Below are 20,550 nucleotides of genomic sequence, written 5' to 3' on the forward strand. Positions count from 1 at the left end.
GACGTGAACTGAGGCGGACCGTGTGCCCCGGGGTGCCTGACACTCCGGGGCACAGGCCTGTCACACCCCGGAGGACGTCTCCCGGATCAGCGGTTCGAACTCCCGCCGCACGTAGGCGTCGAAAGGCTCCGTCAGCGCGCCGTCGATCACCCGCCGCACCCGGTGCTCGGCCGCGAACTCCTTGAGCGCCGCGCGGGAGTCCGGCTCCACACCGCCGCCGATGATCAGCACGCCGAACTCCTCGGCCTCCAGCAGCGTCCTGGCCTCCTCGTCGGAGCTCACTCCGTCCGCGTCGAAACCGTCCGCGCGCAGTGTGGCCAGCACCTCCGTCACCCTGGCGGGCATCCTTCCCAGCACCAGCGTCCTCATGATCGTTCCTCTCGGGTACGTCGACAGGGGCGTACCCGAACCTAGAACCTCAAGCGGACTTGAGGTCAACCCCGGCGTTGTCAGTGCTCACGGCTAGGGTGCGAGGTGTGGGCCGGCGGACTTCCTGGAGACCAGCTCGGCCGGGAACAGCAGGTCCGACCGGCGCTGTTGCATCGACGAGGACAGCGCGGCGGGACCCGCCGCGCACTCGAACCGAGACGTTTTGACGTTTTTCCGCAGGAGGACTTTCTATGACTCACCGTCCCTTGACGCTCATGGCGGTGCACGCCCACCCCGACGACGAGGCCACCAGCACCGGAGGGGTCCTCGCGCGGTACGCGGCGGAGGGATTCCGCACGGTGCTCGTGACGTGTACGGACGGCGGTTGCGGTGACGGTCCAGGGGGTGTCAAGCCGGGTGATCCCGGACACGATGCGCAGGCCGTCGCCGCGATGCGCCGTCAGGAACTCGAGGCGAGTCGCGACGTCCTGAAGATCAGTGATCTGGAGATGTTGGACTACGCCGACTCCGGGATGATGGGCTGGCCCAGCAACGACGCCCCCGGATCCTTCTGGCGGACCCCCGTGGAGGAAGCCGCGGCCCGGCTCGCGGAGCTCATGCGGCACTACCGCCCCGATGTGGTCGTCACCTACGACGAGAACGGCTTCTACGGGCACCCCGACCACATTCAGGCGCACCGCATCACGATGGCGGCGGTGGAGATGACCGACCTGACGCCGAAGGTGTACTGGACGACGATGCCGCGTTCGGGGATGCAGCGGTTCGGCGAGATCATGCGCGAGTTCCACCCGGACATGCCGGAGCCGGACCCGGCCGAGGCCGCCGCGATGGCCGAGATCGGACTCCCCGACGACGAGATCACCACGTGGGTGGACACCACCGCGTTCAGCGGGCAGAAGTTCGACTCGCTGGCCGCGCACGCCAGTCAGGGCGAGAACATCTTCTTCCTCAAGATGGGCAAGGAGAGGTTCGGCGAGTTCATGGGCATGGAGACCTTCGTACGCGTCCAGGACTCCACCGGCGCGGACCTGCCCGAGAACGATCTCTTCGCGGGACTGCGCTGACCGGTCCGTCTTCACGGCGCGAACGGACGTGTTCGCGCCGTGTCCGTCACATGAGCGAGCTGATGGCGGTCACCGCGGAGTCCAGTGTCGAGGACACGGCGGATGCCGCGGACGTGCCCGCGAGGTAGAAGCCGAATGCCGCGCCCACGACGATGTGGGAGAGCTTTCCGTCGCCTTTTCGCAGCAGGAAGACCACCGCGACGATCAGGACGAGGAACACGGGCAGATGCAGGGCGTTCATCGTTTTCACCTCATGTCCCGGCTTGTCGCGGGTGCGCCCCGCGGTTGCCGGTGGCAGTCCGTCACGGCCGCTGCCACAACGGTCAGGCTATGACCGCACGGTCGCTCCTGCCACTCGAATGGACGCGGACCGTGACGACGGTCCGCCGGGTGTCCGAGGCCCTCCCGGCTCAGCCCGGCCCGGCTCCGGCGGGCGAGGGCGCCGCTGTGCCGGCGCGGAGCACCAGCGGGGTGGCGAGTTCGACGCGGGGCAGGTTCACGTCCTCGCCGTCGATTCGTCGGTACCGCCGGGTCGACGTTGCCGACCGGGTCGACGAGCACGTACGGGATGCCGTGCGCGCCCAGCTTCGTACGTTGCCGTGGGGCGAGGTCGGAGACGACGCGGATGGCGCCGTCCGAGCGGCGGGCCGCGAGCTGGTCGAGCCGGGCGTTGGTGTCGACGGTGCTGCCGTGCGCGGCGGAGAGCGTCATGCCGACGCCCCCGTCGCGCAAGGCCTGCTCCGCGCCACGGATGATCTCGATCGACCACAGGCTGTCGAGCTCGATGAGGACGAGGTCGACGACTCCGCCCCGATGTCGTGCCCGCCGGGGCTGGTGGTGGCGGCCGGGCCATGATCGCGCGGATCCGGTCGCGGGTCGCCGTGGAGACGTCGACGCGTCCGTTGAGCACCTTCGACACGGTCGCCGTGGGCACGCCGGCCTCGGCCGCGATGGTGCCGATGGTCACCTCGCCGCTGATCGTTGGGTCATGTGCCGCCTGTTCCCGTCCGCCTGATCCGTCGTCACCCCCGCGTGCCGTGGTGGGCCAGCACCGCTGTCTTCGCGGGAAGACGACGGTGCGGCGCTGCGGGCGGTCTCCGGGTACGGCCACGGCGGCGGCCGGCTCCACGTGCCGGCCCCGGTCGCGGGTCGCCAGGCGCAGGACGCGGCCCGGCTCCTCGTCGTGGGTGAGGTGGGCGTAGTGCCACAGGCCCGTGGTGTAGAGATGGACCAGGCCCGCCGTCTGCCGTGGCGAGGCGGGGTCGAAGGCGACCTCCGCGTCGAACGTGAAGCCGGTGTGCTGCTGACGGCGGGCGACGAGGCTCTGCCGGTGCCGGGAGGACAGCGACTCGGCGCCGCGCAGCCGGACGCCGCCGCCCGCGAGGGGCGTGAGCCATGAGGGTGCGGGATGACGGGCGCCGCTCCGGGGGCGACTGTCAGTGGCCGCCGTTAGCATCCCGGCAGAGGGACCCCGTAGTCCGACTCAGGAGGTGTCATGGCCTCGCGCCTGAACCCGTATCTCAGCTTCGACGGCGATGCCCGTCAGGCCCTGGAGTTCTACAAGCACGTCTTCGGCGGCACGCTGGCGCTGAACACGTTCGGTGAAGCCGGTCAGGCCGACACCCCGCTGGCCGACAAGATCATGCACGGCATGCTGGAGACCCCGGGCGGCTTCACCCTGATGGGGGCCGACACCCCGCCCGGCATGGACCGCACGCCGGGCACCAATTTCTCGGTGAGTCTCAGCGGAGACGACGAGACCGAGCTCCGCGGCTACTGGGAGAAGCTGTCCGAGGGCGGCTCCGTGGCGGTTCCGTTGGAGAAGCAGATGTGGGGCGACGTGTTCGGCATGTGCACGGACCGCTTCGGCATTCCGTGGATGGTGAACATCGGCGCGCCGCGGAGCTGACTCACCCGTCCGAGCCCTTCGCGGAGCTCGTGCAGGCCCGCTGGTCCACCGTTCCTCAGGGGCGGCCGAGGTCCTGACGTCGTCCGACCAACACGTCCACCTCGCCCGCGGCGAGGTGGATCTCTCGAATCTGCCAGATCCGTTCGGGCACGGAAGTACCAGCGGCGGTCTTGTGTTCCTCCACGGCCATGACGACGTCTCCTTTGCCGGCGACCAGGAGTTCGGCGGGAACGGCCACACCGTCGGAGAAGCACAGCGTGATGCCGAGTGGAGCCGGGGCCTCGACGAAACCTTGGGGATCGGACAGGTCCCGGATCCGGCAGCGAGCGCCCGGGAAGAGATGGGTATGGGCACAATCCGCCGGGAAGGAGCGGCCGCCCCCGGTGTCTGGAAGTGGCGTGAACAAGGAGAACTCCTCAAGGCGCATTGGGGGTCTGCCCCGCCCCGGCCTGCAGCTTAACCGCGCCGGTGTCGGTGGGCCGCTGCAGCGACGACCGCCTCCCTCCGGGCGTCCGAGTTCGCACCTGTGCGAACGCCCCGTTCACGGAACACCCGGCATCAGCCTCGGCCGTGCCCGCCCGAAAGGCCCCCCTCGGTTCAGTCGGCCGCCCGGTGCAGCGTGGTCCGTCCCAGGCGGGGCTCCGCGCGGGCGGCGAGGACCTTGACGCGGACGCGGCGCGCGGTGACGGGTGCGGCGAGCGGCAGGATCCGCTGGTGGCCGATGGTCGTGCCGGTGGCGATCCGCTGCCAGGCGCCGCCGATCTCGGCCTCCACGGCGAATTCCTCGACCCGTTGCCCGTGCTCGATGTCCTCGCGCACCGCGACCCGGTCGAAGGTGGTCGTTCCGTCGGCGTTCTCCGCCACCGGCCGGCCGTACACCGTCCGTACCCGCTGCCCGAACGCGGTGAGCTCGGCGACGTCCGCGGCATCGATCGTCCCCGCCTTCGACGGCGGCACATTGAGCAGCAGCGTCGTGTTGCGCCCGACGCTCTTCTCGTACAGGTCGAAGAGCTGGGCCGCCGTCTTCGACTTCTGGTCGGGGTGGTGGAACCAGCCGGGCCGGTTGGAGACGTCGGCCTCCGCGGGGAACCAGGACAGATGGGTCACGCCGGACTCGGTGAGCCGGGTCCGGGAGCCGATGTCCGCGGCGGACGGACCGTGCGGCAGCAGCCATTCGCCGTGGTACGTCCACGGGTCGGCGGTCGTCGGCACGACACTCCACTCGGTCTCGCGGCCGATCCCGTCCTCGTTGCCGACCCAGCGGACGCCCGTCGGGCCGCCGAAGACCACGGTGTCCGGCGACAGCGCCTCGATCACCTGGAACCACTCGTCGAAGCGGTACTCCTGGGTGATCCCGGCGTCGGTCCACGGGTTGGCGCCGTCCAGCCAGAACTCGTCCAACGGCCCGTACTCGGTGAAGAGTTCGTAGACCAGGTTCAGGTAGTAGGCGTCGTAGTCGTTGACGTGCACGGTGAAGGTCGGCAGCTTGCCCGATCGCACGTCGTCGGCCCGGTCGTCGCCCTCCACGAGGGTGGGGATGGTGTGCTCCTTGACCGCGCTGCCGTTGCCGAACCGGCCCAGGCCGCCGGGAGCACGGTCGCCGTCCTCGAGTGCGGTGAGCTCCACCGAGCTCAGCGTCCCGCCCTCGGACTGCTTCTTGCGCAGCGACTCGATCCACGTGGCGTGCCAGGCGTGCGGCAGCTCGGAGCCGTCGGAGGGCGAGAGATAGATCCCTACGCGCAGCTTGTGCGCCCGCGCCGAATCCACGTACTGGCGCACGATGTTCGGCTTCCCAGGGCTCTTGAGGATCGAGTGCGGCGTGTAGCGGCTGGGAAAGAGCGTGAAACCGTCGTGATGCTTGGCGGTGATCATCGCCAGCTCCGCTCCCATCGCCTTGTACGTCCGGATCCACTGGTCGGCGTCGACCGCGGTCGGCGCGAACGTCGCCTCGTCCTCGGCGCCCGAACCCCACTCGCGGTCGGTGAAGGTGTTCATCCCGAAGTGCGTGAACGCCGTGATCTCCCGCCGCTGCCACCCCAACTGCCCTTTCCTGGGGACCACGTCGGCGGCTTTGGCGATGATCCGTTCCGGGGTGTCCTCCGCGGTGATCGGAATGATCGAGGCGGGACGGACACGGGCCGGACCTGTCGCCTGCGCCTCCGTCGGCGCGTCGGCGGCCTGCGCGCCCGCGCTGCCGAGTGCGGCGATCACGGGGGTGGCTCCCAGAGCGCCGAGGATCTGGCGGCGAGACGTCATTGTTCCCTCCTAAAGGGCACATTGCTCGGATCTCTTCGCTGAACTCCGGGGAATCATGGCGCAGAAATGGACTGAAGGTAAGAGTTGCGGCGGCAGAGATCCTATGTATGACGGGGCGGGCGGCCGGGGCAACTTTCCACCCGTCAGTAGGGCAGGCCCTCCGACGCCGCACGCAGGGAAGCGAGCAGGCAGGCGGTGATTTCGCGGTCCGAAGCCTCGGGGTCGTCCGCGTACCGCCGGGCGAACTCCTCCGCCGCCGCTCGCAGCGCGCCGTTGAGCGTCGCCGCGTGCACCTTTGTCCTCAAGTCGTCGGCGGCGCCGCCCGATCGCGCGGCGAGGAGGCGAGCGAGGACCGGCAGCGCCTCGTCGTGGGCCTGCAGCCAGACCGCGCGCAGCGCCGGATCGGTGGACGTCATCCGGATCAGGTCGAGAATCTCGGGGGTGGCCGACGGCAGCCCGCCCCGGCGTCCCGCGTCGGTGAAGTAGTCCAGCAGGCTCGTCCCGGCCGGCCAGTGGCGCAGCTGCTCCATGGCGAATTCGAGTCCCGCGGTGAGGAGCGGCAGCACGCAGCTCTCTTTGGTGGGGAAATGACGCCAGAGCGTCCGGGAGGAGATGCCCACGGTCTGCGCGATCTGTTCGCCGGTCGTCGCGCTGACGCCCTGCGTGGTGAAGAGGCGCACGGCCTCGCTCGCGATCTCGATCCGCAGAGCCGCTTTGCGCCGTTCGGCGAGCGAGAGCGGGACGTCCGCGCGCGTCGGCCTCCCCGGTTCCTGCGCGACCGACACCTCGGGCACCCTCACTCCGCCGCCTCCCCCTCAGATCAACCGCAGCATAGCGAAAGTGTTCGACGATGACGCTCGCAGACACCTTGTCAGTGAGTGACACGCAACTTTACGCTGCAGTAAGTGACCGGCAAGTAACCACACTTGCCTCACCTGTTCTTTGGCATGCCCACGCCATGCATGCCCAGGCCATGCATGCCCGCTGTCGCACGTGCGCCCAGCCTCCGAAGCCGGACCCCCACCCTCATCAAGGAGTCCCCCATGCCCACTCCCAGCAGGCGCGCCTTACTCACCGGCGCCGCCGGACTCGCCGCCGCGAGCGTCCTGGCGCCGTCACCCGCCTCAGCCGCACCGGCCCGCGTCGCACTGACCCGCGAGGAGCACCGGGTCGTCGTCATCGGATCGGGTTTCGGCGGTGGCGTGGCAGCGCTGCGGCTCGCCCGGGCCGGGGTCCCCGTGACCGTGCTGGAACGCGGCCGGCGCTGGCCGACGGGGCCGAACGCGGAGACCTTCCCCCATGTCTCGGGCCTCGACAAGCGCATGCTCTGGTACGGAACCGTCCCCGAAGCCGTCAGGCCCCTCGCGCGTCTGATCGGCACACCGCTGAACTTCACTCCCTACACAGGACTTCTCGAGCCCGTCCTGGGCGACAACATCCTGAGCGTGTGCGCGGCCGGCGTCGGTGGCGGATCGCTCGTGTACCAGGGCATGACGCTCCAGCCCTCGGAGTCGGTGTTCAACACCTGGCTGCCCGAACAGCTCGACTACCGCCGCATGGACAAGATCCATTACCCACGGGTCGCGAACATGCTCAAGGCGGCGACGGCACCCGACGAGCTGATCGGTTCGCCCACCTACTACGCGGCCCGCGTCTTCGCCGAGCGGGCGCGCTCGTCCGGGTACGGCGTCGAGAAGATCCCGATGCCGATCGACTGGGACTACGCGCTGGCCGAGCTGCGCGGCGAGATGAAGCCGTCGTACACCAACGGCGACTGCGCCCTCGGGGTCAACAACGGCGGGAAGCACTCGGTCGACGTGACCTACCTCCAGCAGGCCGAGGCGACGGGCAAGGTCACCGTGGCGACCCACCACAACGTCACCTCCGTCGCGCGCGCCGCCGACGGGCGCTGGCACGTACACGTGGACCGTACCGACGACTCGGGGACCGTGCTGGAGCAGAAGATTCTCTCCACCCGGGCCCTGATCATGGCGGCCGGCAGCATCAACACCAGCAAGCTCCTGGTGCGCGCGGGTGCCACCGGCGCCATCCCCGATCTGCCCGACGGGCTCGGCGAGGGCTGGGGCACCAACGGCGACCGCATCTACGCCTGGACGAACCTGCGGGAGGACTTCGGCAGCGAGCAGGGCGGACCCGTCGTGTTCGGCAGCAAGGCCTGGGACGACCCCGCGACGGCGAACACGGTCATCCAGGCCTCACTCCCGCCCCTGGGCCTCGATGCCAGGACGACCATGCTGGTCGGATTCGGCGTCAGCGCCGACCGCGGCCGCTTCGACTACGACGCCGCCACCGACTCCGTGTCGTTGCACTGGCCCAAGGACGGCGACGCCGACAGCTACCGGAACATCCACCGGCGCGTCACGCGCATGTCGAAGGGTCTCGGCGTCCTCACCGACACCAACTCCCTGGTCAACAGCACCTGGCATCCCCTGGGCGGTGCGCCGATGGGCACGGTCTGCGATCTGGAGGGCCGGGTCGAGGGCCAACGCGGCCTCTACGTCCTCGACGGCGCGCTGATCCCGGGCACGACCGGTGCGTGCAACCCCTCCATGACCATCGCCGCCGTGGCGGAACGGGCGATGGACGCCATCACCGCCAAGGACATCGACACCGTCATCTGACCGACGAGCGAGGAGCACAGCATGAGCCGCAACAGATCCCGTCACCGTTCCCCTCTCCACACCGACCCGACACGGACAGCCGCCCCCACGGGGCCGTCCGCCTCCCGCCGCACCGCGCCAACAGGTCTGCGTCTGCTGGCCGGTGCCGTCGCCGGCACGGTGTGCCTCGGCCTGTCGGCGGTACCGGCCACCGCCGACGACACGACGCCCGTCACCTCCCGCGGGGTCACCCTGCCCACGTTCTACAACCCGCCGGCCGAACTCCCCTCCGCCAACGGCGCGTTGATCCGGACCGAGGCGCTTCCCCTCGGCCTGAGCATCCCCGGCCTCGACGGCCGCCCGCTGCCCGGCACGGCGACCCGCCTGATGTACAGGTCCACCGACTCCACCGGGCAACCCGTCGCCGTGACCGGTGCGTACATCGAACCGTCGGCCGCATGGAAGGAGTCCGGGCCACGCCCGCTGGTCGCCGTCGCGTCGGGCACCATGGGCCAGGGCGACCAGTGCGCGCCCTCGTTCGCCCTGCAGCATCCGCTGACCCTCAACGGGGACACGGTGTCGGTCGGCTACGAAGCGCTGGCGATCTACCGCATCCTCGCCACCGGCGCCGCGGTCGTCATCACCGACTACGTCGGACTCGGCGCGACCGACCGCCTGCACACGTACGTCAACCGTCTCGACCAGGGCCACGCCCTGCTCGACGCCGCTCGCGCGGCCCGGGCCGTTCCCGGCGCGTCGGTCGGAGCGGATTCCCCCACCGGGCTGTACGGCTACAGCCAGGGCGGCGGCGCGAGCGCGTCGGCCGCCGAACTGCAGGCCTCGTACGCTCCCGAGATCAAGCTTGCGGGAACCTACTCGGGTGCCCCGCCCGCGAACCTGACCTCGGTCATGAAGGGCATCGACGGCAGCGCCCTCGCGGGTGCCCTGGCCTGGTCCATCAACGGCTTCGCCCAGGCCGACCCCGACCTGCGCTCGGTCATCGACGCCAACATCAGCCCCGCGGGAAAGGCCGCGCTGGCCGACGCCTCGACCATGTGCGTCGGCGACGCGCTCCTCGGCTACGGCTTCGCCAAGAGCAGTAAGTGGACCACCAGCGGCAAGTCCATCGGGGACATCATCGCCGCCGAACCGCGGGCCCAGGCCGCCCTGGACAAGCAGCGCATCGGCACGCTCAGGCCCACCGGACCGGTCCGCCTGGCCACCGGCGTCCAGGACGACATCGTCCCGCACGCCCAGGCCCGCCAACTGGCCCTGGACTGGTGCCGCAAGGGCGGCGACGTCACGTACAAGCCCATCGTCCTGCCCAACCTCGGGGACAAGATCCTCACCAACCACCTCGTCCCGCTCCTCACGGACCAGGGCGACGCGATCGCCTGGCTGACCGACCGCCTCGCCGGAAAGCCGACCACCTCCAACTGCCGCACGATGCCTCTCCAGCCCTGATCGCACCGGCGGCGTGAGGACCCGGCTCGGGAAGGATTCCCGAGCCGGGTCCTCAACGGCAGATCCGATGCGTCCTACGTGATGGGGAAATCGAAATAGGTGTCCGGATAGGGCTCGCCGTCGAGGGTGTAATGCCACCACTCGCACTCGTACGCACTGAAACCGCAAGTCTCCATGAGGGAACGCAGGTGCTGCCGGTTTCGTGCTTCGGTAGGTGTGATCCCTTGTGCGTCATGATGCGAGATGGAATCCATCAGGTCATGGCCGCCGCCCATGGGCACGAGCTCACCGGTGGCCAAGTCATAGAGGGTGAGGTCGACGGTGCTGCCCCGGCTGTGGCCCGACCTGGCGGCCACATATCCCTTCTCGAACATCTCGGCCCTGCCGATATTGGGATAGTGCCGCGACTTGGTCCGGCCGTCCTCCGGCTGCTGCGACCAGCGCAGAAAACAGTCGACGGCGTGCTGCGGGCGATAGCCGTCCCAGAGCAGCAGGCCGAACCCCCGTGTTTCGGCCTGCTCCCTGGCACGTTCCAGGGCCGTGCAGAGAGCCCTCGTACCGACGACTCGATTGGCCAGATATCCGTCCACCGGCTTTCCGGTGAAGTTGTCCCACGTGGCGTACTTGGCATCCCAGCGTATTCCGGACGCCAGTTCGTCCACGAAGACAAAGTCGCCCTTCACCGACTCCACCGGCGTCATCGGATTTTTCCCGTCAGGGCGAGGGACACCGTCCGGTCGATCACTTCGGGAAGCAGCAGTCCCGCGGCGGCCATCATCCTCGGATAACGGCTGTACGAGGTCATGCCGGGGAAAGTGTTGACCTCGTTGAGGACCACTTCTCCGTCCTCCTTGAGGAACATGTCCACTCGCGAAAGACCGCTGCATCCCAAGGCGCTGTACACGGTCTTGGCTGTTTCCTGAACGAGTAGCCGTGACTCTTCCGGAATGTCGGCGGGAACGATTGCCATGGAGTTCTCGGAGCCGGTCTCGGGGGCGTCTTCCTGATGGATCCTGAAGAATCCGTGCGAGAGCGCGATCCGGTCCACTTCGCCCGCGATCAGATCCGACGCGTTCCCGCGGATGGCGCAGCCGATCTCGCGTATGCGGATCTCGATACGCCGACGATACGTCACCACCCCGCGACTCACGCGGCGTTCACCAGCTGATCCCGGCCGCCACCGGCCGGTGGTCACTGCCCGTGGCCGGCAGCAGCCACGCGCTCCTCGGCTCCACACCGCGGACCAGGATCTGGTCGATCCGCGCCACCGGGAACTTCGCCGGCCAGCTGAAGCCGAAGCCGTCCCCGGCCACGTCCTGGACCGAGCGCAGCTGCGAGGTGAGGCCGTCGAGCGCACGGTCGTCCACGGTGCCGTTGAAGTCACCCAGCACCAGAACCCGCTCGGCGCGCTCGGCGGCAACCGCCTTGGCCAGCTTCGTCGCGCCGGTGTCGCGCGAGTCCGTCCAGAAGCCTCCCCTGGGCATCACCCGTACGGAACCCAGATGCGCCACGTACACCGCCAGCGGCCCCTGCTCGGTGGTCACCGTGGTGCGCAGCGCCCGGGGCGGGTCCACCGGGATGTCCTCGGGCCGCAGCTTCTCGGCCAGTGGCCCGACCATGCCCCTCAGGACGTCGACCGGCCGGGTGCCGGACAGCGGCAGCTTGCTCCACAGCCCGACCGTGCCCTGCACGGTGTGGTGCGGGTACGCCTGCGCGAGCTCCTTCTCGTACGTGCCCTTGGCCCGGTCGGTCAGCTCCTCGAGCGCCAACAGGTCCGCGCCGGACGCGGCCAGTTCACGTGCGGTGCCGGCCGGATCGCGGTTCTCGGCGGCGACGTTGTGACTGACGACGGTGAGGTCGCTGCCCGGATGGGACTTGTCGCCGAGCAGCCCGCCGAAGAGGTTCAGCCACACGGTGACGGGCAGCAGCAGCGCGACCATCGCGGAGGCGGAGCGGCGCCGGAGCGCCGCGGCGAGCAGCACCGGGACGAACAGGCCGAACCACGGCAGGAAGGTCTCCACCAGACTGCCCAGACCGGTCCGGTCCGTGAGCTTCCCGTGCAGCAGCAGAAGCAGGCCGAGCAGCAGCGCACACGCCGTGAGTACCGGGCCGCGCTTCCACGGGCCCGGCCGGGAGCCGCTCGCGGGCCGAGGTTCTGCGTCGTCGACCGCCGGGCTGCCCTGTCCGGTCGCCGCCGTGGGCACCTGCGTCATCGTCTGCTCTCGCTCGCTGCTCATCGCTCGACCGCCGCACCCGGCGCATGACTGTCGTCCGCGGCAGCCGTCGCAGCCTGGCGGAGGGCCTTGAGCAGAACCGGATCGAGGTTGGCCACCCCCACAATCGCGTCGTCGAAGTCCGTCACGCCGCCGGGGACGAACCCGAAGGAGGCCGAGGACTTCGGCGCCCGGCAGCCGAGGACTGCGGGGACCGCCGCTGTGACGGCCATCCGGCAGACGGCAGGCAGGCAGCGAACCCGGCGGCTCGTCGTTGATCGTGCTGACGCTGGAGTTCGAGGCATGCCGCCAGTGAAAGCACCCCGGTGTTGCCGGCACGTATCCGGTTTTCGATACGCCGACGATATGTGTCGAATCGTAGCCTTGAGAACATGCGTGTCTTGATCGTCGAGGACGAGCCCTACATGGCAGAGGCCATCCGCGATGGCCTGCGCCTTGAAGCGATCGCGGCCGACATCGCCGGTGACGGCGATACCGCTCTGGAACTGCTGAACATCAACACCTACGACATCGCCGTCCTCGACCGCGACATTCCCGGCCCTTCCGGCGACGAGATCGCCAAGCGCATCGTCGCCTCCGGCAGCGGCATACCCGTCCTCATGCTCACCGCAGCCGACCGGCTCGACGACAAGGCGTCCGGGTTCGAGCTCGGCGCCGACGACTACCTCACGAAACCCTTCGAACTCCTGGAGCTCGTGCTCAGGCTCAGGGCCCTCGATCGCAGGCGCGCCCACAACCGGCCGCCGGTGCGAGAGATCGCGGGCCTGCGCCTCGATCCGTTCCGTCGCGAGGTCTACCGCGACGACCGCTACATCGCGCTGACCCGCAAACAGTTCGCGGTCCTCGAAGTCCTGGTCGCCGCCGAAGGCGGTGTCATCAGCGCCGAAGAGCTCCTTGAGCGCGCGTGGGACGAGAACGCCGACCCGTTCACCAACGCCGTACGCATCACGGTCTCCGCCCTGCGTAAACGCCTCGGCGAACCCTGGCTCATCGCCACCGTGCCGGGCGTCGGCTACCGCATCGACACACCACCCGTCACCGGGCACGGGGGCGGTGACCGTGGATAGGCGGCACGGTCTGAGCGTCCGCCTCAAACTCACCCTCAGCTACGCCGGATTCCTCATGCTCGCGGGGGCCTTGCTGATCGTCGCCGTGGGAGTGTTCCTCCTGCGATCGGGGTGGCTGAGCACCAACGAATCGGGGGCTGTGCGAGAGAATCCGGGCACCCTCTTCCTGCGCGCTTTCGCCCCAACGGCGGCCGCAGCAATGGTGTTCCTCCTGGTATTCGGCCTCCTGGGAGGATGGATCCTCGCCGGACGCATGCTCGCCCCCCTGGACCACATCACCCAGGCCACCCGCACGGCCGCGGCCGGATCGCTGTCCCACCGGATCCGTCTGCCGGGCCGCAAGGACGAGTTCCGCGAACTCGCCGACGCCTTCGACATGATGTTCGCGCAGCTCGAAGCACACGTCGCGGAACAGCAGAGATTCGCCGCCAACGCCTCCCACGAGCTGCGTACCCCGCTGGCGATCTCGAAGACGCTCATCGACGTCGCCCGCGCCGATCCGCACCACGACACCGGCGAACTCATCGACCGCCTCCACACCATCAACACCCGGGCCATCGACCTCACCGAGGCACTGCTCCTGCTCAGCCGCGCCAACCAGCGGTCCTTCACCCGGGAACACGTGGACCTGTCACTCGTCGCAGAGGAAGCAGCCGAAACGCTCCACCCGCTCGCGGAAAAGTACGGCATCACCCTCGAGACCGGCGGCGACGTCGCCCCCACGACCGGTTCGCCCGCACTCCTGCTGCAGCTCACCACGAACCTCGTACACAACGCGATCGTCCACAACCTGCCGCAACAGGGCACCGTCCGGGTCCACACCGGCGTCCGCCCCAAGACCGTGGTGCTCACCGTGGAGAACACCGGCGAGCGGCTCACCCCCCAGCTGGTCGCGACCCTCACCGAACCCTTCCAGCGCGGCACCGAGCGCGTCCACACCGACCAGGCAGGCATCGGCCTGGGGCTGACCATCGTCAAGACCATCACAGCGGCGCACGACGGAACCCTCTCGCTCACCCCGCGCACCGCCGGCGGGCTGCGCATCACCGTGGAACTGCCCGCGGCCACAGGCGGGTGAGCCCCGAGCCACCTCCGTGGACTTCTCGCAGGCCTCCGAGGGACACGGCGGGTGGCGGCCGGCACCCGTTGGATCGAGTCGCTGCTGTACGAGGCCGGACCGCTCGAGCCAACGCAGCGCACCCGCGGGACCGGCGGCGTCGGCCACCTCGGGAAGCAGCCCACCAGCGGCGCCGAGCCCACTGGCCGCACCTCCCCCGAGCCGATCGTCCCTCCTGGGCGTGGGCGGATTCAGGCCCCATTGGGTGCCGGAAACAGGTAGTCGGTCGATACTGGCGTTGGACCAACGACCACACTCCACAGCCACCCGACAACCGCCGGATAACGGCCTGACGCCCTGTCACCGAAGTCAGCACCAGCCCCGCCCGCCCCCGCCTCGGAGCATCGGGGGCCAGCACGATCCGAATACCAGGACAACCATTCTGAGCTGCACCTATGCCAGTCGGCGGAGTGCCTGCTCACGCCCTTCGGAGGTTCTCATGCACATGCTCATCAACGTGGCCGAGAATGTCGTCGCCGACGCGCTGCGGGGCATGGCCGCCGCGCATCCCGAGCTGACCGTCGACGTCGAGAACCGGGTGATCCTGCGCAGGGACGCGCCGGTGGCGGGGAAGGTGGCGCTGGTGTCGGGCGGCGGGTCGGGGCACGAGCCGCTGCACGGGGGGTTCGTCGGGCACGGGATGCTGTCGGCGGCCTGTCCCGGTGAGGTGTTCACCTCGCCGGTGCCCGATCAGATGGTGCGGGCCGCGGCCGCCGTGGACAGCGGCGCGGGGGTGCTGTTCATCGTGAAGAACTACACCGGTGACGTGCTGAACTTCGACATGGCGGCCGAACTCGCCGAGGACGAGGGCATTCAGGTCGCCAAGGTGCTGGTGAACGACGATGTCGCCGTGACCGACAGTCTCTACACCGCCGGGCGGCGCGGCACCGGGGCCACCCTCTTCGTGGAGAAGATCGCCGGGGCCGCCGCCGAGGAGGGCCAGCCGTTGGAGCGGGTCGAGGCCGTCGCCCGGCAGGTCAATGAGAAGTCGCGGAGTTTCGGGGTCGCGCTGAGTGCGTGCAGTACGCCCGCGAAGGGGTCGCCCACCTTCGATCTGCCCGCCGGGGAGCTGGAGTTGGGTATCGGGATCCACGGGGAGCCCGGGCGTGAGCGGCGGGCGATGATGACGTCCGGGGAGATCGCGGACTTCTCCGTGAACGCCGTGCTCGAGGATCTGAATCCGAGCAGCCCGGTGCTCGTGCTGGTCAACGGGATGGGTGCGACGCCGTTGCTGGAGCTGTACGGGTTCAACGCCGAGGTGCAGCGGGTGCTCGGCGAGCGCGGGGTGGCCGTGGCGCGGACCCTCGTCGGCAACTACGTCACGTCACTCGACATGGCCGGCGCCTCCGTCACGCTCTGCGAGGCCGACGAGGAGCTGCTGCGGCTGTGGGACGCGCCGGTCAGTACGGCGGGCCTGCGCTGGGGCCGCTGAACGCGCGGGTCCGCGTTCGTCAACGTACCTGTGCCGTCAACGTACCTGTGCCGTCAACGTACCTGTGCCGTCAACGTACCTATGAAGCAAGGAGATCACGTGCTCGACGCCGATTTCTTCCGGCGCTGGATGGCCGCGACCGCGGTGGCCGTGGACCGCGAGGCCGCTCGGCTCACCGAACTCGACTCGCCGATCGGTGACGCCGACCACGGCAGCAATCTGCAGCGCGGCTTCACCGCGGTGGCGCAGATCCTGGAGAAGGAGGAGCCGCAGACGCCGGGAGCCGTACTCGCCCTCGCCGGGCGGCAGTTGATCTCGAAGGTGGGCGGCGCCTCGGGCCCGCTGTACGGGACGTTGCTGCGCCGCACCGGCAAGGCGCTGGGCGACGCGGCCGAGGTGAGCGAGGCCGACCTCGCGGCGGCGCTGCGCGCCGGGGTCGACGCCGTCGCCGCGCTGGGCGGTGCGGCGCCCGGTGACAAGACGATGCTGGACGCGCTGGTCCCGGCCGTGGACGCCCTCGACGGCGGCGACTTCGCGGCGGGCCGGGCCGCGGCCGAGCACGGGGCCGAGGCGACGACACCGCTGCAGGCCCGCAAGGGGCGGGCCAGTTATCTCGGCCCGCGCAGCATCGGGCATCAGGATCCCGGTGCCACGTCGTCGGCGCTGCTGATCGGCGCGCTGGCCGACACCGCCGAGGGGAACGCCTCGTGAACGCGCCGGACAAGGCCGTCGGCATCGTGCTCGTGTCGCACAGCCGTGAGGTCGCCGAGTCGGTGGCGCGACTCGCGGCCGGGCTGGCCGGGGGCGGCGCGCTCGCTCCGGTGGCCGCGGCGGGCGGTACCGAGGACGGTGGGCTCGGCACGAGTGCCGAGCTGATCTCCACGGCGGCCGCGTCGGTCGACCGGGGCGCAGGCGTCGCCGTCCTCGTGGACCTCGGCAGCGCGGTGCTCACCGTGAAGTCGCTGCTGGCGGAGGGGGACGAACTCCCCGACGGGACACGGCTCGTGGACGCGCCGTTCGTGGAGGGGGCGGTCGCCGCCGTCGTCTCCGCGTCGGCCGGGGCGGATCTCGACGCGGTGGTGGCGGCCGCGTCGGAGGCGTACGGCTACCGCAAGGAGTGAATCAGGGAGGCGGTTCGGGTGCGCTCGGCCCGAACCGCCCAACGTTGCAGCTCATTTGGCGGCCAGGAACTTTCGGGCCGCCGCCTGACCGGCCGTGATCGCCGCACCGTGGTTCTCGATGGGGCGGGCGGTCGTGCCGGGGAACAGGACGTACGTGACTTCGTCGGCGGTGCCGCCGCGCACCGGGTCGGGGTCGATGCCGAGGGCGGCGGCGGCCGCGTACGAAGCCTCGCCGATGAGGTCGGTCGGGCCGGTGTCGCCGACGACGGCGTACAGGACCCTGCCCCGGTGGACGAGGGCCGCGACCGTGCCGCCGCGGATGCCGGAGCGCGCCGGGTTCCAGATGCGGCTCACGCCGGGGACGACGACGTACGGCAGCTTCTCGGCGCTCAAGTGCCGTCCGTCGGACTGCTGGTGGGCCGTCGCGTTGAGGAACAGCGGGTCGGTGCGGCGGTTGCAGTGGCGGCCCGGGCGGCCGTCGCAGTCGACGTCGAGGTCGGCCTTCCAGTACACCGCACCGCGCCTGCCGCACACCGGGATGTTCGCGCGGGCCCCGTCGTCGCTGCGGTAGCGGCCGTGCGAGATCCGGCGGCAGCCGCGCACGGCGGCGAGCAGGTCGGCCGCGCGGACCCCGCCCTCCCGCGCGGACGGCGGGGCGACGGGCGTCCGAGGAGCTCGCGGGTGGGCCGATGCCGCGGGCAGCGCCGCGGGGGCGAGGAGGGCGGTGCCGCACAGGGCGGCGAGGAGCAGGGGGCGAGGGCGCACGCGGAAGCCTTTGGTCGGGGACAGTTCCGGCCGGGGACAGCCGGGGGACACACCAACCCAATCTGCTCCGGGCGGGTCGGGGCGGCCACTGGTCGGGGGCCGGACGTGCGTCCGCCCGTTCGACCCCGCCCGGACATCCCTTCCCCTCGGTCGCGCACCCCCTCTTGATGAGGACCCATCACTCATGCCATACAGGTCTGTACCAATCCGGTCCGACCGAGCGGAAGGCACCCCGTGCGACGCGTCCCCCCACGCCCGATGCTCCTCCAAGTGGCCTGCGCCACGGCCCTGTTGACGACCGTCACCTCTTGCGGGCTGCTGTCGTCCGACGACGACGCGGGCGGTCCCGCCCTCTCCGAGCCGCTCGGTGTCACCGCGCAGGCGGGCAGCGCCACGTCCGTGCACGTCATGTGGAACAAGCCGACGAGCACCGCGGCCGTCACCGACTACGAGGTCTACCGCGGCTCGGTGCGCGTGCAGCGGCTGCCCGCCACACAGCAGATGGTCGACGTCACCGGGCTCGAGCCCAGGACGCGGTACGTGTTCACGGTGCGGGCGCGCGCCAAGGACGGAGATCTGGGGCCGGCGAGCAGGAGCGTCTCCGTGACGACCCCGGCCGCCGTCGCCGCGGACCGCTCCGCGCCGAGCAGGCCGACCGGGCTGCGCGGCGCGGCGGACGGCGGGCGCTCGGTGTCGCTGTCGTGGCGCAAGGCGACCGACGACAAGGGCGTGGTCTCGTACGACATCTACCAGGGCACCACGAAGATCCACAGCGTGCCGGGGAACCGGACCGAGGCGCTGCTGACCGGGATGCGGCCGGGCACGGCGTACCGCTTCTCCGTGCGGGCGCGCGACGCCGCCGACAACACCTCGCCCGCGAGCGAGACCGTGCGGCTGACCACCGCGAAGGGCGGCGACGAGGGGCCCGGTACCGCGCCGTCGGACTTCCGGGCCGCGGCGCGCCACTCCGACAAGGCGTACTACATCGACCTCACGTGGACGCCGCCGCGCACCGGGGGCGAGGTTCCGGCGTACCAGGTGTACCTGGACGGAAAGCAGGCCACGACGGTCGTGTGGGGCGACAGCGCGCCCAAGGACGCGGCGAAGTACAGCTTCTACATCGGCACCGAGGCGGGCGCCCGGCACCGGGTGAAGATCCGGGGGCAGCTGCCGGACGGCACCTGGGGCGCGTTCTCGCCGGAGCGGACGGTGACCACCCGTCAGTAGCCGTCGGTGGGCCGGACGACGGAACCCGTCACCTGCCCGGCCGCGGTCCGCATGCGCCCGCGCCCGTAAGGACTTTGGCTGTGCGTCAGACAGCACGGGCTTTGCCGACTCGGGCGGGGCAGCCGCCTCCCGTGCCGCCGGAGGGCAGACAGCATGCGTATTCCATCGACCCGGGCTCTGGCTCACTCCTCTCTCGTCGTGGCCGCCGCGGCCGCGCTGCCGCTGACGCTGGCCGCCCCGGCGGCGCACGCCGCGGGGATCACCGTCACCGCGAACGGCTCCACCGTGACGGCCACGACCACCTCGTGCCAGAACGGCGGCAACGGTTCGCTCCTCGCCGCGGGGCAGGCCGACTTCGCGCAGGGCCGGCAGATGGCGCTGAGCTCGGGCAGCGTCACCTGGACCGGGGTCTCCTCGGGGACGTACACGGCCGTGGTGGTGTGCGCGGACGGTTCGACGGCGGGCACCCAGTCGGTGACCGTCTCGGCGAGTCCGACGATCTCCGCGACGTCCAGCCCGCTCGGCGGTGTACGGGGCGGGCTCGGCGGCGGCTCCGAGGACTACGGCACGCTGACCTACGCCGCGGGCGGGACGCTGGTGGCCGCCGCGCTCGTGGGCGGCGTCTGGTACCTGCGGCGCCGGCGCACCTGACCCGGGGTCCGCCCGAGCGGGCCGCCGTCCCGGTCCCGGGCGGCGGCCCTCTTGTCGTCGCCGGGTGCGGCGGCTTACGGTCCCCGGAGCCGGCTGATCGTCTCTCGACAACCTTGGAGGCAGGGTGGGTTCGGGTCCGGTGGGGGTCGCCGTCGTCGGCGCGGGTGTGATCAGCGGGGAGTATCTGCGGACGCTGTCCCGGTTCCCCGACGTACGTCTCGTCGCGGTCGCCGACATCGATATCAGCCGGGCCGAGGAGGCGGCTCGCGCCCACTCCGTGCCGGTCGCCGGGGGTCTGGAGACCGTGCTCGGCGTGCCGGAGGTCGAGCTGGTCGTGAATCTCACGGTGCCGTCGGCCCATGTCGAGGTGGGCCTCGCGGCGCTCCGCGCGGGCAAGCACCTGTACGGCGAGAAGCCGATCGCGCTGCGCCCCGACGAGGCGGCGAAGCTGCTCGCCGAGGCCGGGCAGCGGGGGCTGCTCGTGGGCAGCGCGCCGGACACCTTCCTGGGGGCCGGGCTGCAGTCGGCGCTGCGGGCGGTCGCCGCGGGTCGGATCGGCGCGCCGGTGGCGGCGTCGACGGCGGTGCGCAGTCTGGGGCCGGAGCGGTGGCACCCCTCCCCCGCGTTCTTCTACCAGCCGGGCGCGGGCCCCCTGTTCGACCTCGGTCCGTACTACCTGACAGCTCTGATGGCGCTCTTCGGCGGTGTGGAGCAGGTCGCGGCGTCGACGCGCCGGGCCCGTACGGAACGGGTGGCGGGCGCCGGGCCGCTGGCCGGGGAGGCCTTCCCCGTGGACGTACCGACGCATGTGTCGGCCCTCCTCGACTTCGCCTCGGGGCCCACGGCGGCCTCCGTGTTCAGCTGGGACTCGGCGCGGCCGCATCTGCACTTCGAGGTCGTCGGCACGGAGGGGACGCTGGCCGTGCCGGATCCGAACACGTTCCGCGGGCCCTTGCGGGTGCGGCGCAACGGTGCGGAAGACTGGGCCGAACTGCCTGTTCAAGGGCGGACGGACGGGCGGGGTCTCGGGGTGGTCGACCTGGCCCGCGCGATCCGCTCCGGGGCCGCTCCCCGGGCCTCGGGGGCGCTGGCCCTGCATGTCCTTCAGACGATGACGGCGGTGACGGAGTCCGCGTCGCGGAGTACGTTCATCAGGCCCCCGGGCCAGGTGGTGCCGCCGGAGCCGTTGCCGGTGGACTGGGATCCGGCCGCCGCGACCCTGTGAGGGCCGC

General features: G+C 70.7%; 22 protein-coding genes and 2 pseudogenes. 12 read left to right on the plus strand and 12 right to left on the minus strand.

Annotation, left to right across the window (positions count from 1 at the left end; all coding sequences use genetic code 11):
• Positions 1-60 precede the first annotated feature (60 nt).
• Complete coding sequence (locus B072_RS0125390; RefSeq protein ID WP_026246282.1) at positions 61-369, minus strand: hypothetical protein; 309 nt, start codon at positions 367-369, stop codon at positions 61-63.
• A 251-nt stretch (positions 370-620) separates the two neighbouring features.
• Here B072_RS0125390 and B072_RS0125395 point away from each other — a divergent pair, with 251 nt between their 5' ends.
• Positions 621-1,454, plus strand: a complete 834-nt coding sequence (locus B072_RS0125395) for a PIG-L family deacetylase (RefSeq protein WP_026246283.1) — start codon at positions 621-623, stop codon at positions 1,452-1,454.
• A gap of 46 nt (positions 1,455-1,500) precedes the next feature.
• On the opposite strand, the gene B072_RS0125400 is transcribed toward B072_RS0125395, so the two are convergent.
• The 3 genes and pseudogenes from B072_RS0125400 to B072_RS49995 form a co-directional block, all read right to left on the minus strand.
• The gene (locus B072_RS0125400; RefSeq protein WP_018532763.1) at positions 1,501-1,695 is read right to left on the minus strand and encodes a hypothetical protein; all 195 of its coding nucleotides are present in this window, start codon (positions 1,693-1,695) and stop codon (positions 1,501-1,503) included.
• A 5-nt stretch (positions 1,696-1,700) separates the two neighbouring features.
• Positions 1,701-2,240: a hypothetical protein gene (locus B072_RS49990; RefSeq protein ID WP_158689243.1), complete on the minus strand. Its 540-nt coding sequence runs from the start codon at positions 2,238-2,240 to the stop codon at positions 1,701-1,703.
• A 115-nt stretch (positions 2,241-2,355) separates the two neighbouring features.
• Positions 2,356-2,910, minus strand: a pseudogene (locus tag B072_RS49995) (hypothetical protein); the annotation flags it as partial.
• Positions 2,911-2,949: 39 nt separating this feature from the next.
• Here B072_RS49995 and B072_RS0125415 point away from each other — a divergent pair.
• Positions 2,950-3,363 (plus strand): VOC family protein, encoded by a 414-nt coding sequence (locus B072_RS0125415; RefSeq protein WP_018532766.1) that lies wholly within the window; start codon positions 2,950-2,952, stop codon positions 3,361-3,363.
• Positions 3,364-3,418: 55 nt separating this feature from the next.
• Here B072_RS0125415 and B072_RS44060 read toward each other — a convergent pair whose 3' ends face one another.
• The 3 genes from B072_RS44060 to B072_RS0125430 form a co-directional block, all read right to left on the minus strand.
• On the minus strand, positions 3,419-3,790 hold the full coding sequence (locus B072_RS44060) for a hypothetical protein (RefSeq protein ID WP_018532767.1): 372 nt from the start codon (positions 3,788-3,790) through the stop codon (positions 3,419-3,421).
• A gap of 170 nt (positions 3,791-3,960) precedes the next feature.
• Positions 3,961-5,619, minus strand: a complete 1,659-nt coding sequence (locus tag B072_RS0125425; protein WP_018532768.1) for an alpha-L-fucosidase — start codon at positions 5,617-5,619, stop codon at positions 3,961-3,963.
• Positions 5,620-5,762: 143 nt separating this feature from the next.
• Positions 5,763-6,413, minus strand: coding sequence for a TetR family transcriptional regulator (locus tag B072_RS0125430; protein WP_018532769.1), 651 nt, complete (start codon positions 6,411-6,413; stop codon positions 5,763-5,765).
• Positions 6,414-6,662: 249 nt separating this feature from the next.
• On the opposite strand from B072_RS0125430, the gene B072_RS0125435 reads away from it, so the two are divergent.
• Both B072_RS0125435 and B072_RS0125440 read left to right on the plus strand, forming a co-directional pair.
• Positions 6,663-8,261: a GMC oxidoreductase gene (locus B072_RS0125435; protein WP_018532770.1), complete on the plus strand. Its 1,599-nt coding sequence runs from the start codon at positions 6,663-6,665 to the stop codon at positions 8,259-8,261.
• A 21-nt stretch (positions 8,262-8,282) separates the two neighbouring features.
• Positions 8,283-9,704: a lipase family protein gene (locus B072_RS0125440; RefSeq protein ID WP_026246285.1), complete on the plus strand. Its 1,422-nt coding sequence runs from the start codon at positions 8,283-8,285 to the stop codon at positions 9,702-9,704.
• 74 nt (positions 9,705-9,778) lie between these two features.
• Here the strand turns inward: B072_RS0125440 and vanX are convergent, their stop codons facing one another.
• The 4 genes and pseudogenes from vanX to B072_RS44065 all read right to left on the minus strand — a co-directional run bounded on the left by vanX (position 9,779) and on the right by B072_RS44065 (position 12,150).
• Positions 9,779-10,387, minus strand: coding sequence for a D-Ala-D-Ala dipeptidase VanX (gene vanX / locus B072_RS0125445; protein ID WP_026246286.1), 609 nt, complete (start codon positions 10,385-10,387; stop codon positions 9,779-9,781).
• A gap of 14 nt (positions 10,388-10,401) precedes the next feature.
• Positions 10,402-10,803 (minus strand): annotated as a pseudogene (locus B072_RS0125450) (ATP-grasp domain-containing protein); the annotation flags it as partial.
• Between the two features lie 58 nt (positions 10,804-10,861).
• On the minus strand, positions 10,862-11,941 hold the full coding sequence (locus tag B072_RS0125455; RefSeq protein ID WP_026246287.1) for an endonuclease/exonuclease/phosphatase family protein: 1,080 nt from the start codon (positions 11,939-11,941) through the stop codon (positions 10,862-10,864).
• Positions 11,938-12,150 carry a hypothetical protein gene (locus tag B072_RS44065; protein WP_018532775.1) on the minus strand — a complete coding sequence of 71 codons (213 nt, stop codon included), beginning with the start codon at positions 12,148-12,150 and terminating at the stop codon, positions 11,938-11,940. The genes B072_RS0125455 and B072_RS44065 overlap by 4 nt, the downstream gene beginning before the upstream one ends.
• A 159-nt stretch (positions 12,151-12,309) precedes the next feature.
• On the opposite strand from B072_RS44065, the gene B072_RS0125465 reads away from it, so the two are divergent.
• The 5 genes from B072_RS0125465 to B072_RS0125485 all read left to right on the plus strand — a co-directional run bounded on the left by B072_RS0125465 (position 12,310) and on the right by B072_RS0125485 (position 16,675).
• Positions 12,310-13,005, plus strand: a complete 696-nt coding sequence (locus B072_RS0125465; protein WP_018532776.1) for a response regulator transcription factor — start codon at positions 12,310-12,312, stop codon at positions 13,003-13,005.
• The gene (locus B072_RS0125470; RefSeq protein ID WP_026246288.1) at positions 12,998-14,083 is read left to right on the plus strand and encodes a sensor histidine kinase; all 1,086 of its coding nucleotides are present in this window, start codon (positions 12,998-13,000) and stop codon (positions 14,081-14,083) included. The genes B072_RS0125465 and B072_RS0125470 overlap by 8 nt, the downstream gene beginning before the upstream one ends.
• Positions 14,084-14,561: 478 nt before the next feature.
• Positions 14,562-15,554, plus strand: a complete 993-nt coding sequence (gene dhaK, locus B072_RS0125475) for a dihydroxyacetone kinase subunit DhaK (RefSeq protein ID WP_018532778.1) — start codon at positions 14,562-14,564, stop codon at positions 15,552-15,554.
• 99 nt (positions 15,555-15,653) lie between these two features.
• Positions 15,654-16,265, plus strand: a complete 612-nt coding sequence (gene dhaL / locus B072_RS0125480; protein WP_018532779.1) for a dihydroxyacetone kinase subunit DhaL — start codon at positions 15,654-15,656, stop codon at positions 16,263-16,265.
• Complete coding sequence (locus B072_RS0125485) at positions 16,262-16,675, plus strand: PTS-dependent dihydroxyacetone kinase phosphotransferase subunit DhaM (RefSeq protein WP_018532780.1); 414 nt, start codon at positions 16,262-16,264, stop codon at positions 16,673-16,675. Before dhaL ends, B072_RS0125485 begins: the two co-directional genes overlap by 4 nt.
• Before the next feature lie 51 nt (positions 16,676-16,726).
• Here B072_RS0125485 and B072_RS0125490 read toward each other — a convergent pair whose 3' ends face one another.
• On the minus strand, positions 16,727-17,440 hold the full coding sequence (locus tag B072_RS0125490) for a glycoside hydrolase family 75 protein (RefSeq protein ID WP_018532781.1): 714 nt from the start codon (positions 17,438-17,440) through the stop codon (positions 16,727-16,729).
• Between the two features lie 258 nt (positions 17,441-17,698).
• Between B072_RS0125490 and B072_RS0125495 the strand changes: the two genes are divergently transcribed.
• The 3 genes from B072_RS0125495 (at position 17,699) to B072_RS0125505 (ending at position 20,543) form a co-directional block, all read left to right on the plus strand.
• The gene (locus B072_RS0125495; RefSeq protein WP_018532782.1) at positions 17,699-18,667 is read left to right on the plus strand and encodes a fibronectin type III domain-containing protein; all 969 of its coding nucleotides are present in this window, start codon (positions 17,699-17,701) and stop codon (positions 18,665-18,667) included.
• A gap of 153 nt (positions 18,668-18,820) precedes the next feature.
• A complete protein-coding gene (locus tag B072_RS0125500) occupies positions 18,821-19,318 on the plus strand; it encodes a hypothetical protein (protein ID WP_043244694.1) in 498 nt (165 codons plus the stop codon).
• Positions 19,319-19,442: 124 nt separating this feature from the next.
• Entirely contained in the window at positions 19,443-20,543 is a 1,101-nt protein-coding gene (locus B072_RS0125505) for a Gfo/Idh/MocA family protein (protein ID WP_026246290.1), read from the plus strand.
• Positions 20,544-20,550 lie beyond the last annotated feature (7 nt).

Origin of the sequence: Streptomyces sp. HmicA12, from assembly GCF_000373565.1 — a bacterium.
Taxonomy (GTDB): domain Bacteria; phylum Actinomycetota; class Actinomycetes; order Streptomycetales; family Streptomycetaceae; genus Streptomyces.